Source organism: Labrenzia sp. ATLA3 (assembly GCF_057180185.1).
The window spans coordinates 1-14,851 of record NZ_JBXUKV010000011.1 but is presented as its reverse complement, the minus strand read 5'-3'; the positions used below and the strand labels follow the sequence as shown (position 1 = coordinate 14,851).

The window sequence follows — 14,851 nt, the reverse complement described above, 5'->3', positions numbered from 1 at the left end:
TTCACATTTGCAAAGGGTGCGGAAGGGTGCGGCGCACACTCAAGGCTGCTTGCACAAACGGCTCGCAAGTCCACACGGACGGCGGATTGCCTTGCACGAATTGCGTCAGTTTTGCTGTCGCATATCATGAAGAAAAATCACGAAATTCATGAAAGGCATTTTTAGTTTCAGGGACTTCCCGTGTCTTTTCCTGCGCCGAGGGCAAATCACAAAGGAAGCCCTCCAACCATGCAGGTTTGCACGAACGGCGTGTTTTCAGTCCGAAAACGCACTGCAACACGACTAAGTCAGCGAAGCGGAACTGTTCTTATTGCGCGGCAACTGGCTGTTCGCGTCCCGCATGGCCTTGATGCCGGTTTTGACCAAGCGTCTTCAGACGCGCTTTCACCCGTCTCCAGCGAGACCGGCTGACTGGAACACTTTGCGCAGCCTGGCCGGCCAGAACAAGAACGCCGCCGTCACCGGAGCGCTTGTAGCTGACAACACGGTTGAGGTTGACGATGTGGCTGCGGTGAACCCGGTTGAAAATTTTCGGATCAAGCTGCTGTTCCGCCTCGCTGATGGAAAGGGGGCAGAAGAACTCCCTGTTGCCGTCACAGATGCGCGTGTAATGCGCATCCGCATGAACGGCGCAAATGTCTACAATGCCAATCTTGGTCTTCTGGCCATCCCGCTCAATCGGCAGCATTCCCTTGGCAGCAGGTTGCCCCGGCCGAACAGCTTGCGCTGCCGCCTGTAAACCGGACGCTGACTTGCCTGTTGTCGCTGACACGGGTCGCTCTGACAGATCCGTCTTTTCCGCGCCTGTTCCTTGCAGGGCGTTTTCAGGCTCAGTGTTGGTTTGCCTTGAGGAATCGGTCTCATCTTCCTGCGCGGGAACAAGCGCTAGAAGAAACAGACCAGACACAAGAAACGCAACGCAGGAAACCAGAATGGCGAGCATTCCAGGGCTCAGTGCCGGAGCAAGCCCCATGGCAATCGGTTGCCGTGTTTCATAGGTCAACCCTGCCATGGCCGTGTAGTGCATGGCCGAAATCGCAAGTGCCAGAACCGCCGCCGAAATGACCAGAGGCGGGCGGCGGCCGAGCCCGAAAAGAAGCCACATGGCAAGCCCGGCAGCGTTGAAGGCAATCAGGAAGCTTGCAAAGACGTAGGCAGGGTCATGCTGCATGCGCAAAGACCCGTAAAGGGCATACATGCCGAGATAGTGCATGGTGCAGATACCGCTTCCCATGACGAAAGCGGACAAGCCAAGCCGAACAGGCGTCAGGCGCGCATTGCTGGCGGCAAAAACCGCAATGCCGACAACGAGAACACAGACGAGAAACGACAACAGCGTCGGCAAAACAAGAAAGTCGACAGCGACCGGCAATTGCGCTGCCAGCATGCCGACGAAATGCATGGACCAGATGGCAAGCGCTAGCGTCAGCGCAGCCCCCGCAAGCAGAAGCCGCCGACGCTGATCAACCGCGTTTCTTACCTGAATGGCAAGGTTCAGACCCACAAAACTGCCCTGAAAAGCCATCAACAAGGACAGCGCAACAAGCCAGGGCTCGTGCATCACCGACATGCCGGCTATCTCCTCCCAGTAGCCGCCGCCGCATCGAGCGACGGGTTCCTCAAGGTTCAGATGATAGGGGAAAGAGAAATACGCATCAAACTGCGAGTTGCGCCAAAACCGCCATCGGCTTTCGGATTCGAGATACTGAAGGTGAAATTGAAAAATGGCGGTGAGGGTGTCCGTGATTTCTATGAAACTATTGAAACTACTGACACATTAGGTGCCAAAAGTCGGTATTTTCCCTAAATGCATAGCGGCGGTTATGACAACGGGGAACAAAATTGGCGCGCTACAAATTATCAGAAGCCAGAATTCGCAGCCTAGATAAGCCCGGAATTTATGGCGACGGCGACGGACTTTGGATCCGCGTTCAGAAGGGCGGCAGTCGAAATTGGGTGTTCGTTTGGAAGCGCAGCGGCAAACGCAACGAGATTGGACTTGGTGGATACGGCCGCGGCACGGCACCCGTTTCGCTGAAGCTCGCGCGCGAAAAGGCTGATGAGGTTCGAGAACGTCTTGCGCGAGGGGAAGACCCACGTGGCACGAAATGCAAGGTAGACGTGATCACCTTCAAGAAATGTATGAAGGATTTGCTGGATTCAAAAGCTTCAGAATGGCGAAATGAAAAACATCGCGATCAATGGCATATGACGCTTAAGGAATATGCCAAACCTCTCCATGACATGCCGGTGGCAGAGATTGCCATGGGCGACGTAAAAGACGTTCTCCTAGAGCATTGGAAAGAACGCCCAGAAACGGCGTCCAGGCTTCGCGGTCGCATTGAAGCGGTGATTGACTACGCAATAGCGCATGAGTGGCGCAAGACGGCAAATCCGGCCCGTTGGAAGGGGTTGCTGAACAAGGTGCTGCCCGCACCTCAGAAGCTCGCACGAGGACACCATGCGGCCTTGGACTACAGGCTTGCTCCCGAGACTATTGAATGCCTTCGTGGATCCAAAGGAGTTGCCGCGCGTGCCGTTGAATTCGCCGCCTTGACTGCCAGCCGCACAGGAGAGGTGAGGGGCGCTGACTTCGCCGAGTTCGATCTGGATGCGGCTATCTGGACCGTGCCGGCTGAAAGGATGAAAGCGGGTAAAGAGCACCGGGTTCCGTTGTGCGACCGCGCGATCGCGATCGTCAAAGAAATGCAGCGGCGCGCTACCAACGCAATGGTTTTTGCGGGCGGCAAAAATGGAAGCCCAGTGAGCGCCACCGCAATGACGAAGGCGTTGAGGCTGGCATCACCAGACAAGGCCGCAACACTTCACGGCCTAAGAAGTACATTCCGCGACTGGGCTGGCGAAGAAACTTCGTTTGCACGTGAAATTGCGGAGATGGCATTGGCGCACCAAGTTGGCAATGAGGTTGAACGTGCATATCGGCGCGGCGATGCCTTGGAAAAAAGGCGCGCCTTAATGGTCGAATGGAGCAACTATTGCAGAAAAAGTGCACATCCTGAAAATCTGTCAAACTAATTATTTCAAAAAGCCCAAGATGACGATACTGACACTACTGCATACATTCTTGTTATCTGCAAAGGAGGTCTTGAATGAATTCAGTAAGCGCAAATCCACCTCGTCTCATTTCTATGGCAGACACTGCCAAATTGACTACGCTGAGCCACACAACAATCAATAAGAGACGTGCGCGAGGCGAATTTCCGCAAGCCGTGAAGCTCGGTGCTAAGCGGATCGCTTTCGTGCGCTCAGAGGTTCAAGCCTGGATTGACGAGCGCATCTCAAGCAGAATCCTTCAATAATCCAAGGAATCCAATGAACATACTTGACATCCGCCCACACCCAGGGGGCGGAAACGTTGTCGCGCGCTTCGACGTAGAGACTCCGTTCGGCATGAGGTTTTTCAATCTCATGCTGAAGGACTCAGCAGCTGGCTGGCGGGTCTTCTCGCCGTCTTACGGGCGAACACCTGTCGCTACTTTCACACCTGAATTGAACGAAAAAATTACACGCGCCGCAGTTGAGGCGTTTGAGGGGGTATCCCGATTTGAAATTGCCGACGATTGAGCCGTTCGAATGGAAAGATCCGGCCACCCTGCCGCGACGGGAATATGAACTCGGAGATGAATTCGAGGAGATTGATCCCAAAATCATGGGTTGGGTCCGGCAGGCGGTAGCCGCGAAGGCTGCAGTCTTGAGCGAGAAATCAAAACCAGAACAGCCGTCAGCTTTCATCAATGCACAATCCCTCCTCGAGTTGGAATTTGAGCCCATAAAATATGTGGTGCCGGGATACGTCGCCGAAGGGCTCACAATCCTTGGCGGACGGCCGAAGCTTGGCAAAAGCTGGTTGGCGTTGGACTTCGGAATCGCTGTTGCGTCGGGTGGCAAATCCCTTGGTGCGGATTGCGAGCAGGGTGACGCGATTTACCTCGCCTTGGAGGATAACCAGCGCCGCCTTCAGGACCGCTTAAACGCGCTCCTTCCACGACTCAAATCCATCCGGCCAGATGTCTCTCGTCTCTCACTTCTCACAGAGGCCCCGAAGGTTGGAACTGGCCTCATTGAGGCTTTGGAGACGTGGCGACAAGGTGTCGAAAATCCCCGCCTGATTATCATCGACACGCTTGCGATGGTGCGGGCGGAAAAACGCCGGAACCAGGACTCGTATAGCGCCGATTATGAGGCGCTATCCCCCTTGCAGAAGTACGCCGGGGAGCACCGACTGGCCGTCGTCGTCGTCACGCACGTGCGCAAGATGGCCGCAGACGATCCGCTGGAAATGATTACGGGCACAAACGGTCTAACTGGCGCAGCGGATTCCATCCTTGTGCTCGACCGTACGTCGGACGGACCGAAACTCTATGGCCGCGGGCGTGATGTTGAAGAGATTGAGAAAGCTCTCAGCTTCGAATCCGGCAAATGGTCAGTCCTTGGCAATGCTGCCGACGTGAAACGCTCCGATCAGCGATGCCAAATTATGGAGGCGCTGAAGGGTTCCGACTTGCCGCTGTCACCCGCGGAAATCGCGAAAGAGACAGGCATGAAGGTTGGGAACGTCAACTACCTTATCGCCAAAATGGTTGAAGCCGGAGAGGCTCAAAAGTTTGGATACGGCTGTTACCGGGCCGCTGTCGAAGAGGCGTGCGCAAGTCCGTGACTGCGAAAGTCTCAAACTCTCTAACACACCCCCTTAGACTCCTCAGAGTCCTAAGACTCAGGACTATAAGGACTCTGAGGAGGGTGGTTAGAGCAATTCGGACTTTCGCAAATCTCAAGGAATCTGGAAGTGAAACCATCCATAAGGGCGGCCAGCCAGCCATCCAACCGCACCAAGCATATCCCTCATATTCGTCTACCGAAGCGGGCATCCCGCGCACCGATTCACGCTGCACAGTTTCATAATGATCTGGCGGCCCGCCGCGCCTGGGTACAAAACCCTGTTGCTGACGCGGCCTATGCCTTGGCGATGCGCAATGGTGACCAGAGAAAGGCTTGGCCAACGCGGGTGCTATTGGAGCGAAAGCTCCGCATTTTATCGGCTGAAGGTGTGACGCGCGAATATATCGATGTTGGTGCGATGTTTTTGGCGCTCGACCAATGGGATCGATTGTCTGATCTTGAGCCGATGACGTCAGAGGCCGGCAAGGAATTTGATGATGAGGCTGATCGATATGTGCCCATTGGTGACCCCGAGTCAGCTTTCAGGATCGAACCGACCTTAGACTTCATAGCCGAAAAGATGACATCGCCGCCAAATGAGTGGCTGAGAGCGGCGCGCGATTGGGAGGGCGAACTGAGATACCAATTTCGTCGCGGATCTTGGCAATACCCGACACTCAACTACCAAATGCGCGACAAGTTCAAAGGGTGCCCGAAGTCTGCTGAGATCCCCGGAACACTTCCCGAAACCTGCTTTTCCACGTTCGAAGACCGCCTGATCCGGCAACTCGACTTCGAAGCTCTCCGCACCAGGTTAGGCGCCGAAACCGTCAGCATTCTCGACATGGCCATTAGCTCTGCCACGATGACAGAAATCGGCGTGTCACTCGGACAGTCTCGAGAATATGCACGTCGAGAAGGCGGAAAGCAGCAGGTTTTTAAGGCGCTTCGAAAGTTGTCGGAACTAATCTTCGAGAAACATCCATTATTCCGTGCATTGAACGCATAGTAAGTAGGTGGTTTAGCTGCCTGTACTCCTGCTGGATGGTACCAGCAAGGTCGACTTACTTGTCCTTTTCCTCGCGTCTTGTTTATTGAGGAAAAGGACGACTTTTTTTGCCAAGACAACGATTAATCCAATGACGAAAGGCCGCCAATGAAATGGTTCTGGTCAACGACGAATTATTGAAAGCCGGAGGCGGTGCCGATGTGTGCGCTGACGTTCCGATTACCGCCAAACCCCACTCCTGCATGACCGATGCTGCATTTTCGGTGAAAGAGGCCGCGGCAATCGCTGCCACCTCAGAAACCACGCTTCGCAACTGGCTACAGCGAACTGCCATCTGCCTAGTAGGCGAAAAGCAGCGCGACGGCCGCGTGATGTTCACCGGGCATGAAGTCTATGTCCTCCGGGTTGTGCGCGACCTGGTTGCGGCCGGTTATTCGCCTCATGCCGCCATCGATACCGCCTTCCACGCGTGCGACGGCGTCTCGCGACGGAAAATCGCGCACGACAAAGTAATCTCGTTCGAGCTCGACGGCCCGGAAACTGGTTCTCGTATCGTCGTCCCTGTTGGCGAATACTACCAGTCGGTGGCTGAGAACTGCGAAGCCTTGTATTGTGGCGCGATGACGGAAGATGAGCTCTATGCGGCCTGAGCGCATCGAGGTCCCTGAGCTTGAAGTAGCTCCTCAACGCTTTTTCAATCGCGCAACAGGCCGAGATTTCAAAGCGCAGCAACGCGATGGCGCGACGGTAATTGAAGTCTACGACGAGATTGGCGCTTATGGAGTCTCTGCCAAAGATATCCGCGACGAACTCCGCGGTGCCGGCGATGTTGTCTTGCGCATCAACAGCCCTGGCGGATCCGTCTTCGATGGCCTGGCGATTTTTAACGACCTGCGAGACCACAAGGGCCACGTGAGGGTTGAAATCACGGGCGTGGCTGCTTCGGCGGCCAGCATTATTGCCATGTCTGGTGATGAGATCGCCATGGCAAGCAACAGCTTCCTGATGATTCACAGGGCATGGGCTGGCACGATCGGCAACGAAGCCGCACATAACGAAACAGCAGGAGTGCTGCGGCAGGTCGATGGTGCGCTTGCGCGAACCTATGCAGGTCGATCAGGCAATTCAGAGGACGCCATCAGGAAGATGTTGGAGGCAGAAACCTGGCTGGACGCTGATGCGGCTATAGAAGCAGGCCTTGCCGACACCAAACTCGAGGCAGCGCCAGTTAAGGCCCGGTTCGACTTGAGCGTTTTTGCAAACGCGCCCGAGACGCTTTCCGCGGAAGTCGGCAAGGCGGAAATCAATTCAATTCGCGATCTTGAATCCGCTCTGCGTGAGGCAGGGTTGTCACGATCGCAAGCCAAGGCGCTGGCGGCGCACGGCTACCACGGCGAGACGGAAACGCAGCGTGAGGCTGAAGAGCTCGCAGCAATCGCAGCGGCAATATCGGCCGCGGCTCAATCTATTCAATAATCAGGAAGATAAATTTGACAATCAATAATGTCGCGGCTGTTCAGGCCGCGCTGGACGATCTGCGCTCAAAAACTGACGGTAAGCTCGAGGATTTCGAAGCCGGTCTTTCCGCATTGGAAAACGAGATCGACCGCCTCGACAACTCGATGAAACGTGTTGGAGGTTGGCAACCTGACAACGACAACATCGCTCCGAATGCTCAAGCATTGCGTGACGAGTTTTGTGCAATCGGTGCCCTAATCACGAATGGCGACGATTCCAAGCTTAAAGAAATTCAGGCATCGATGAGCGTTGGCTCAGATCCTGATGGCGGATATCTGGTTCTGCCGGCCGTTTCATCGACGATGACCATGAAATTGTTTGACGCTGTGACAATGCGCCGACTGGCCCGCACCGTTACCATGGAATCGGGCAGTGAATGGGTGGAACCAATTGACGCTGACGAGTCTGGGGCTGGTTGGGTCGGTGAAGCCGATGAACGTCCAGAAACGAGCACACCGAAACTGATGATGTTGAAGATCACGCTCGATGAAATCTATGCTCTTCAGAAGGTGACGCAAAGACTGCTCGATGACTCACAGTGGAACATTGGCGCATGGGTCGTTGATAAGATCACGAGCAAGTTTGTCCGCACCGAGAACGCTGCATTTGTTAACGGTAATGGTGTCGGGAAGCCTCATGGATTCTTGAGTTACGACTCCGTCGAAACAGATGATGACACCCGCGATTGGGGCGTGTTGCAGCACGTCAAAACAGGTTCGGCAACTGATGTTAACTTTGATAGCATCAAAGATCTTTTTTGGGCAGTACGTGCACCTTATCGAAGGAACGCCAAGTGGGTGATGTCGAGCGCAACCGCAGGCGTAGTGGATAAGATCAAGGACGGCAACGGGCGATATATTTGGCGTGACAGTGTCTCTGCGGACCTTCCACCGACGCTGCTTGGCAAGCCAGTGGAGTTCGAAGAAGAAATGCCGGCCGTTGGTGCTGGCGCGCTTCCAATTGCATTTGGTGATTGGGAGGAAGGTTACACGGTTATCGACCGACCTGGCATCAAACTGCTCCGCGATCCTTTGACCTCTAAGGGTTATACCAAGTTTTACGGCCGCCGCCGCGTTGGTGGTGGTGTGGCGAATTCTGAAGCCATCAAGCTGCTGAAAGTGGCCGCCTAAATCCATAAATCAACCGGAGGGGTATGCCCCTTCGGTTCTTCACGGGTCGCCCAGCCTAGGACCGGCGCGGTCCCGTTCTGCACGCATCCGCAATTCAAATGATGGGGGAGGGCGACACATGCCACGACCTAGAAAAAGCCTCTCTCAGGCGAAGTTAGACGGCTCCATCAACAAGGATCCCGGCCGTTACAAAAGCCGTAGCGAGCCGCTCGTCTCAGAGCCACTTGGCGAACCACCAAGTTGGATCAAAAACACCTCGGAATGCAGGGCTAAGTCAGCCTGGAGGCTCTTTCAAAAATTACCCTGGCTAAATCGATCGCACCGCGTGATTGTTGGTATGGCTGCGATCTTGCAGGGCCAGATTATGGCAGGAACTGATGTGGGAATTCAGCGGCAGACCTTATTTCGCCAAATTCTAGGACAGATGGGCGCGACACCGGCAGATTTCTCCAAAGTGGATTTCCAGACCCAGGAAGAAGATCCGGAAGACGAGCTATTTGAGTGGAGCTGCTAAACTCAAAAAATTTACTCTGACGATGAGTCGTAGACCACAGCCTCGTTTTCAATTCCTGAAAGTTTTTGAGTAACCCTCCACTGCGAACAAACGAAGAAGTGGCGCGGTTTCGGATTCATGTGTCTGCCATCACGTATTCCGAGATACATTTTGCCACTCGAAAACTCATCTTGAACAACAAGAGCTGGCCCGAATTCCGTCAATGCTAGACTACCGACTTCTGGAACTTCTGGTTTTGTGATGTTGTTTGGTAAAGCGATTACCTCAAATCGAGCATCGATGAGCAGAAGTAGCATTGTACTATTCGAAACATTTTCGAACACTGGTAGTTTGTCAAATGGTAGCTTTAATAAAGCATTTTCGTCTTCACCATCTTCGACAACTAGAACAAGATATGTTTCTTTGTCTTTCGCGTAAATACAAATATTCCCAGCTTCCAAGTCAGAGAATTTTTTTGGAATTACATTCGTTCGCATAATAGTTTCCGCCTAATTGGATCAGATTAAAGCGCAGCCGCTGCCGTACCGAATACGAAGTCTGCCTCAGTACCGTCATTCAACCTGACACGACCAGATCCATCCAATCCGCTGTTCGACCGTGTCGCGATGACGATGCCTTTGCGGCCATCATTGCAGTGAACCGGCATGGAAATCGTGGGCGACGTATCGAGCGAATTATAGGAACCGGCACACGTCAGGTTCCTACCATTCCATTTGCCGGATACCTCGAAAGACCCGCCTTCAAGACTGGCTGTCGCCGAGCCTCGTAGCATTTCGCCTTTATCGCCGATAACGACGACAGGGCGCGTTACAGCACATGCAGAAACAGCGACGCAACAGATTGTCACAAAGGCAATTTTTCGCATTCTCTTCCCCCAAAGATTGCACAACTGAAGCATCTAACCAAACAGGTTGCAACCTGTTTTACTTTTGATTGGAAAAACATGAACCCTGAAAATCAGATAACCCATGAAGAACTCACAGAGGCCTTTAACCGCTTTGCGGTCGGCGCAATTGTTGCGGGTGCGTCCCCCTTTTACGTTGGCCGAGCTCTTGTTGAAGTTGGAGCTACCTATAGTCTCAACAGCAAAGACTATTCGTGCGACGGCCGTCACGTCTCCATGAACGAAGACAATAATTTCACTTTCGAAGAGATTGCCTCTGGCGTTGACACGTTTGTGCTGCAGGCTTCCGCGGCGGGTGCGGAAGCCATCGTAATTGCCGATGCATTGGTAGCGGTCGGCTTGGCGCTTGCCGCGGCTGAGACCAAACTGGATGCCGATGATCTCGTGCGCAGGTATGTTTCGGAGCGCGACAAGACATAATGGCTGCACAGGATTTGGAACGCCTCGTCGTTCAGCTTTCCGCGGATATCACAAAATACGAGAGATCACTCGTTCGCGCTCGCGGCCAAACCACAAAGCAGTTCCGCGCAATCGAAACCAGAGCACGCGCCTTAGATAAGAAACTTGACGGCGTAGGCCTCGGCTTCGGCAAGCGCCTGGCCGCAGCCTTCGGCGCTGCACTTACTGTTCAGCAATTCAAACGCCTCTCAGACGCTGCCACCCGCATTGACAACTCCCTCAAGATAGCAGGCCTGTCGGGTGAAAAGCTGGACGACGTGTACGGCAAGCTCCGCGACAGCGCGATCAAGAATGCCGCACCGATCGAGGCTCTAGTCGAACTCTACGGCCGTGCCGCCTTGGTGCAGAAAGAGCTCGGAATCTCGGGTGAAGAGCTCCTGGGTTTCACCGATAAGGTTGCGGTTGCCCTGCGCGTATCCGGTAAATCGGCCGCGGAGTCATCTGGAGCGCTGCTCCAACTTTCGCAAGCGCTCGGGGCAGGTGTGGTTCGAGCAGAAGAATTCAACAGCATCCTAGAAGGCGCGTTGCCGATCGCCCAGGCGGCTGCGGCCGGGTTGGACGAGGCGGGCGGTTCGGTCGCAAAGCTCCGCACGCTGGTCGTCGACGGAAAGGTTTCGTCGGAGGCCTTTTTCCGGGCTTTCGAGGCTGGTTCGAGCATCCTTGAAGACAAGGTTGCGGATGCGCAGCTGACCGTTAGCCAGGCACTTGGAAATCTACAGACAGCGTTCATCGGGTCCACTCGCGAGTTCAACAACAGCACTGGAGCCGCGGAGAACTTTGCGGGCGGTATCGACGCTGCGGCAAAGGCGATCAACGATTTCGATATCTCGGGTTTCATTACAAAGATCAAGGACGCCGGAAGCGCGTTTGAAACATTCCTCAATAACGTCGGTAATGCCTCCGTATTCGAGGATCTGAACAAGGTTTTCGGCCTTCTGGACGAAGAGGGAAATGTCGTAAATCCAGACGTTTCGGAGGCTGAAACCAAGATCAGGGGCCTGGAGCGCGAAGTTGAGCTTCTGCAGGCCGCGATTGAGAATAATACCAAGCTCGAAGTTGACAACACCGAAGCCATAGCACGGCTCAACGAAGTCCGTGGCGCGCTCGCTGCTCTAAGAGCAGAGGCGGCAAACATTCCAGCCACGTTGCCAAATCCGAGCCTTGGTGATGCTCCGCTTTCATACGGCCCGCCTGCGAGAAACGGGCCTAGGAGAAAAGCGGCAAAGACTGTTTCTCTCGGAGATTTCAAACCACCGTCTAAACCTGGCGGCGGCCGCGGTGGCGGCAAGAAGAGTGGCGGTGCCAAGTTCGCTGACGACATTGCGCAAATCAGGGAGCGCACGGAAGCTCTAAAGGCTGAAACAGAGGCGCAGCGTGGGCTTAACCCGCTGATTGACGACTTTGGATTTTCGGTCACCAAAGCCAGTACGGCGCAGCAACTTTTAGCCGATGCAAAACGCAACGGTTTGGAAATCACGCCGCAACTTGCCGCGCAGGTTGACGGGCTATCCACGGCATATGCCGCCGCGGTGCAAGAGTCCAACAAGCTTGCTGAGAGTCAGGATAAAATCCGCGAGCGAGCTGAAGAAATGGTTGGCCTCCAGCGAGAGTTGGCCGGCGACATTATTCGCGGCTTTCGTGATGGCAAAGACGCTGCTGAGATCTTTTCCAATGCTCTGACCAAGATCAGCGACAAGCTGATCGATATCGCAATTAACGCCGCGTTCCCGATGCCCGGTAAAGGCGGTGGAGGCATTGGCGGGATATTCACCAGTCTGCTAGGCGGCCTGCTCGGCGCTTACGACAAGGGCGGCTACACAGGACCTGGCGGAAAATACCAGCCGGCCGGCGTGGTTCACAAAGGCGAGTATGTCTTTGATCAGGACTCGGTCAGGGCGGCTGGCGGACCTGGAGCTCTCGATGCAATGCGCAAGAGGCTCCGCGGTTATGCAAATGGTGGATCCGTTGGCGCTCCGTCCATTCCGTCTTTCAGCGGCAGTTCTGCGTCGAATGATGTTGTTCGTATTGTCCTTCAGGACGATAGCGGCAGGATGGCAGAAATTGCTGATCAGCAAATCCGCACCAGATCCGGATCCATCGTTCAGGTAGCGGTGCAATCTAGCGTGAAGGCCGTCGATAAGTCCATGCCAAGCCTGTTGGCGAATGCGAAGAAGAGGAATGGTTGATCAATCAGATTAGCGCCTCGAGAAATGACTTTTTACTAAAACGAGACGGCCATTGCGCCGTCATTTTTTTGGAATTTACATGACAGTTCTCACTCCAAATACCGAATTTCGGGATTACAACGTCGACGGTGTTTCGTCGTCTGGAAGTTACAAGCCCAAAAAGGCAAACATTCGCGCACTTCTAAATCAGCTCGCTGTGGGCGCATCTCTCGGCGCGCTGATTTATAGCACGAAGGCTCAGCTCGACGCCAATACAGGCGCCACAGATAACCAGATGGCTTGGGTTGTCGCGGATTCTACGGGGGCGAACAACGGCATGTATCAGTCGTTGAGCGGCTCCTGGACCAAGCTTCGCGGATTTCCTGACACGGCTGCGGTGCTGACCAATATTGGCGGCACGGCGAATGCTATTACGGCTGACACAGACGCTGGTGTCGATCCAGCCGAAGTGCTGGTCCTTGTCTTGCCTGATCCGCCTGGAACCAACACCAGTGCGACTGTAACCATCGCTCTAAATGGCGATAGTGCTGAAAGTGTTAAAGCCGCATCAGGGGCAAATCTCGCTATCGGAGACATTGTTGATGGCGTTGGTACAGTGTTTTTCCGCTCCGGTTCGGAATGGCGTCAGCTTATCAGCTCTGCAGAGGGTGCGCAGTTTGACCACCAGGGTGCGTATGATAACGGAACGACTTACACCGAAGGACAGGTGGTTACCGGTTCCGATGATAAGTGGTACCAGCTGAAAGTTGCATCTGCGACCGGTGATAATCCGGTTTCGGGAGGTTCTGGTGATTGGCTGGAAATTCTTGACGGCGTTGTCAACGACGGTTCCATCACGTTGTCCAAAATTGCGAACAACGTTGTAATCCTGAATGTGTCTGACCGCACAGAGCTCAAAGCCGTCGACACTTCAAAAAACTCCGTGGCCTATTTGAAAGAAGCTGGTCGGACCGGTCATTTTGTTTTTCAGTCGGGCGACTTCTCGACGCAAGTTGCTGAAGACACCGCTGAAGGTGTCTATGTGAAAGCGACCGCGATAGCAGCATCTTCCGGCGCTTGGGTTCGCATGCTTGGTCCGGACGGCTACCGGCCCGAATGGTTTGGGGCTGATGACACTGGTGCGACAGATGTCGGCCCGGCTTGGCGCTTGATGATCGATCTTGGTTTGCTGACCGGTGTCACAACCTTCTCAGGCTCTCCGGGCGCAACCTATCTTTTTGCCAGCTATGACCCCGACGATGTGGACGAGGCGAAAGCAATCGTTCGTGAAGGTCTGTCTCAGTCTTTGCGGTTTATCGGCAACGGCGCGACGATCCTCGCTGATAACGATATCCGCTCTGCAACGGCACAGTCTGCAGATGAACCTGGAACCGTTCTCCGCATCACAGGAGACGATACAAACGACTTCGAGTTTAGTGGTTGGCGCGTCGATCTGAGTGATACGACCGCGGCAACGTCAGGTGTTCCCACAATTGGCGGGGTCAGCCTTGGCGGGATGCGTCTTAATCTTCGTGACAACATCTGGGATCATGGAACAACCACGCCGAGCGGGGACGCAATCGGTGTTGGTGGAGGCGACCAGTCCGTTTTTGCCACGAGTTGCGACACAGTCATCATTGCTTCAAGTCTGTTTATTGGTGCGCCTGATCTTGGTGTCTACCTCTCCGCGTCAGGCGGGAAAAATACCAAGATCATTGGGTGTCACTTCTACAGGTGCGAGAATGCGATCGGGGCAAAGAGGAACAAGAAAAACACACTGATCACAGGCTGCACGTTCGAGGAATGTGGCCGTGCTGTCTACAACCCGACAGCAGATGGGCTGGACGACAACGGCGGCGAAGAAATGACAGTGACGGCCTGTTATTTCAAAAAGATCCAGGAATGGCCGATTGATATTGGAGCCAATGGCGCTGGAAGCGTCATCGCAAACAACAAATTCGAGGACTTCAGCAGGCGGATAAGCGACGGCGCAGCGCAAACCATCGGTACGGTTGCAGCTGTTCGTGTCCGTGCTCCGAATTGTGTCGTTACTGGAAACTCCATAACTATGGTTGATTGGTCGGAAACGACGACATCGGGCCATGAAACCGTTGGGATTAATGCCTCTTATGTCGGCGGTTCGGTGATGATTGGCGCTGACAACTCTATTATCAGCAACAACACAATCGACGGCGTGCACGACGGGGTCGTGGTCGCGGCAAACGTGACCGGCGTTAGGGAGCACTCAAACGAGTACACAAACCTTAGCGGATTGTCGTTCGTAGACTCAGGCACCAATACCAGGGGCCTCGCATCGCGAGCTTCGTACGCCGGTACTATCGCGGCGGCGGCTAACGTCTACATTTCTTCGGCAGGGGACATTTGAGCTACTCCCCGGAAATCGGACACTGACGTAAGCTACGATTTGTTGTCTTCTGGTCTTCGACGAGAAGGAGATCAGGGATGTCGAAG

14 protein-coding genes are annotated in these 14,851 nt (G+C 54.4%); 11 read left to right on the top strand and 3 right to left on the bottom strand.

The genetic code is table 11. The annotated features are described in order from the left end of the window. Nucleotides 1-307 precede the first annotated feature (307 nt). Nucleotides 308-1,570: an MHYT domain-containing protein gene (locus AC2A6O_RS26640; protein ID WP_498931668.1), complete on the bottom strand. Its 1,263-nt coding sequence runs from the start codon at nt 1,568-1,570 to the stop codon at nt 308-310. A gap of 272 nt (nt 1,571-1,842) precedes the next feature. Between AC2A6O_RS26640 and AC2A6O_RS26635 the strand changes: the two genes are divergently transcribed. From AC2A6O_RS26635 to AC2A6O_RS26600, 8 genes are all read left to right on the top strand, one after another. Further along, nucleotides 1,843-3,036 (top strand): tyrosine-type recombinase/integrase, encoded by a 1,194-nt coding sequence (locus tag AC2A6O_RS26635; protein WP_498931666.1) that lies wholly within the window; start codon nt 1,843-1,845, stop codon nt 3,034-3,036. Between the two features lie 74 nt (nt 3,037-3,110). Further along, nucleotides 3,111-3,320, top strand: a complete 210-nt coding sequence (locus tag AC2A6O_RS26630) for a helix-turn-helix transcriptional regulator (RefSeq protein ID WP_498931663.1) — start codon at nt 3,111-3,113, stop codon at nt 3,318-3,320. A gap of 245 nt (nt 3,321-3,565) precedes the next feature. Further along, nucleotides 3,566-4,678 (top strand): AAA family ATPase, encoded by a 1,113-nt coding sequence (locus AC2A6O_RS26625; protein WP_498931662.1) that lies wholly within the window; start codon nt 3,566-3,568, stop codon nt 4,676-4,678. A gap of 129 nt (nt 4,679-4,807) precedes the next feature. Continuing rightward, nucleotides 4,808-5,689 carry a hypothetical protein gene (locus tag AC2A6O_RS26620; protein WP_498931660.1) on the top strand — a complete coding sequence of 294 codons (882 nt, stop codon included), beginning with the start codon at nt 4,808-4,810 and terminating at the stop codon, nt 5,687-5,689. Between the two features lie 152 nt (nt 5,690-5,841). Beyond that, the gene (locus tag AC2A6O_RS26615) at nt 5,842-6,339 is read left to right on the top strand and encodes a MerR family transcriptional regulator (protein ID WP_498931658.1); all 498 of its coding nucleotides are present in this window, start codon (nt 5,842-5,844) and stop codon (nt 6,337-6,339) included. Then, nucleotides 6,320-7,165, top strand: a complete 846-nt coding sequence (locus AC2A6O_RS26610) for a head maturation protease, ClpP-related (RefSeq protein WP_498931656.1) — start codon at nt 6,320-6,322, stop codon at nt 7,163-7,165. Before AC2A6O_RS26615 ends, AC2A6O_RS26610 begins: the two co-directional genes overlap by 20 nt. A gap of 14 nt (nt 7,166-7,179) precedes the next feature. Next, nucleotides 7,180-8,337, top strand: a complete 1,158-nt coding sequence (locus tag AC2A6O_RS26605; protein ID WP_498931654.1) for a phage major capsid protein — start codon at nt 7,180-7,182, stop codon at nt 8,335-8,337. 118 nt (nt 8,338-8,455) lie between these two features. Next, a complete protein-coding gene (locus tag AC2A6O_RS26600) occupies nt 8,456-8,851 on the top strand; it encodes a hypothetical protein (RefSeq protein WP_498931652.1) in 396 nt (131 codons plus the stop codon). A gap of 11 nt (nt 8,852-8,862) precedes the next feature. On the opposite strand, the gene AC2A6O_RS26595 is transcribed toward AC2A6O_RS26600, so the two are convergent. Together AC2A6O_RS26595 and AC2A6O_RS26590 are read right to left on the bottom strand one after the other, a co-directional pair. Then, nucleotides 8,863-9,327, bottom strand: coding sequence for a hypothetical protein (locus AC2A6O_RS26595; RefSeq protein ID WP_498931651.1), 465 nt, complete (start codon nt 9,325-9,327; stop codon nt 8,863-8,865). 26 nt (nt 9,328-9,353) lie between these two features. Continuing rightward, a complete protein-coding gene (locus tag AC2A6O_RS26590; protein ID WP_498931649.1) occupies nt 9,354-9,623 on the bottom strand; it encodes a hypothetical protein in 270 nt (89 codons plus the stop codon). Between the two features lie 171 nt (nt 9,624-9,794). On the opposite strand from AC2A6O_RS26590, the gene AC2A6O_RS26585 reads away from it, so the two are divergent. The 3 genes from AC2A6O_RS26585 to AC2A6O_RS26575 all read left to right on the top strand — a co-directional run bounded on the left by AC2A6O_RS26585 (nt 9,795) and on the right by AC2A6O_RS26575 (nt 14,765). Beyond that, nucleotides 9,795-10,175 carry a hypothetical protein gene (locus tag AC2A6O_RS26585; RefSeq protein ID WP_498931647.1) on the top strand — a complete coding sequence of 127 codons (381 nt, stop codon included), beginning with the start codon at nt 9,795-9,797 and terminating at the stop codon, nt 10,173-10,175. Beyond that, the gene (locus tag AC2A6O_RS26580) at nt 10,175-12,400 is read left to right on the top strand and encodes a tape measure protein (protein WP_498931645.1); all 2,226 of its coding nucleotides are present in this window, start codon (nt 10,175-10,177) and stop codon (nt 12,398-12,400) included. The genes AC2A6O_RS26585 and AC2A6O_RS26580 overlap by 1 nt, the downstream gene beginning before the upstream one ends. Before the next feature lie 79 nt (nt 12,401-12,479). After that, nucleotides 12,480-14,765, top strand: coding sequence for a right-handed parallel beta-helix repeat-containing protein (locus AC2A6O_RS26575; RefSeq protein ID WP_498931643.1), 2,286 nt, complete (start codon nt 12,480-12,482; stop codon nt 14,763-14,765). The last annotated feature ends 86 nt before the right edge of the window (nt 14,766-14,851 follow it).

Excerpts from the sequence above, each read along its gene's own strand:
- AC2A6O_RS26640 (WP_498931668.1), bottom strand. The coding sequence starts at position 1,570 with ATGTCGGTGATGCACGAGCCCTGGCTTGTTGCGCTGTCCTTGTTGATG.
- AC2A6O_RS26630 (WP_498931663.1), top strand. The coding sequence starts at position 3,111 with ATGAATTCAGTAAGCGCAAATCCACCTCGTCTCATTTCTATGGCAGAC.
- AC2A6O_RS26615 (WP_498931658.1), top strand. The coding sequence starts at position 5,842 with ATGGTTCTGGTCAACGACGAATTATTGAAAGCCGGAGGCGGTGCCGAT.
- AC2A6O_RS26610 (WP_498931656.1), top strand. The coding sequence starts at position 6,320 with ATGAGCTCTATGCGGCCTGAGCGCATCGAGGTCCCTGAGCTTGAAGTA.
- AC2A6O_RS26600 (WP_498931652.1), top strand. The coding sequence starts at position 8,456 with ATGCCACGACCTAGAAAAAGCCTCTCTCAGGCGAAGTTAGACGGCTCC.
- AC2A6O_RS26595 (WP_498931651.1), bottom strand. The coding sequence starts at position 9,327 with ATGCGAACGAATGTAATTCCAAAAAAATTCTCTGACTTGGAAGCTGGG.
- AC2A6O_RS26590 (WP_498931649.1), bottom strand. The coding sequence starts at position 9,623 with ATGCTACGAGGCTCGGCGACAGCCAGTCTTGAAGGCGGGTCTTTCGAG.
- AC2A6O_RS26585 (WP_498931647.1), top strand. The coding sequence starts at position 9,795 with ATGAACCCTGAAAATCAGATAACCCATGAAGAACTCACAGAGGCCTTT.
- AC2A6O_RS26580 (WP_498931645.1), top strand. The coding sequence starts at position 10,175 with ATGGCTGCACAGGATTTGGAACGCCTCGTCGTTCAGCTTTCCGCGGAT.
- AC2A6O_RS26575 (WP_498931643.1), top strand. The coding sequence starts at position 12,480 with ATGACAGTTCTCACTCCAAATACCGAATTTCGGGATTACAACGTCGAC.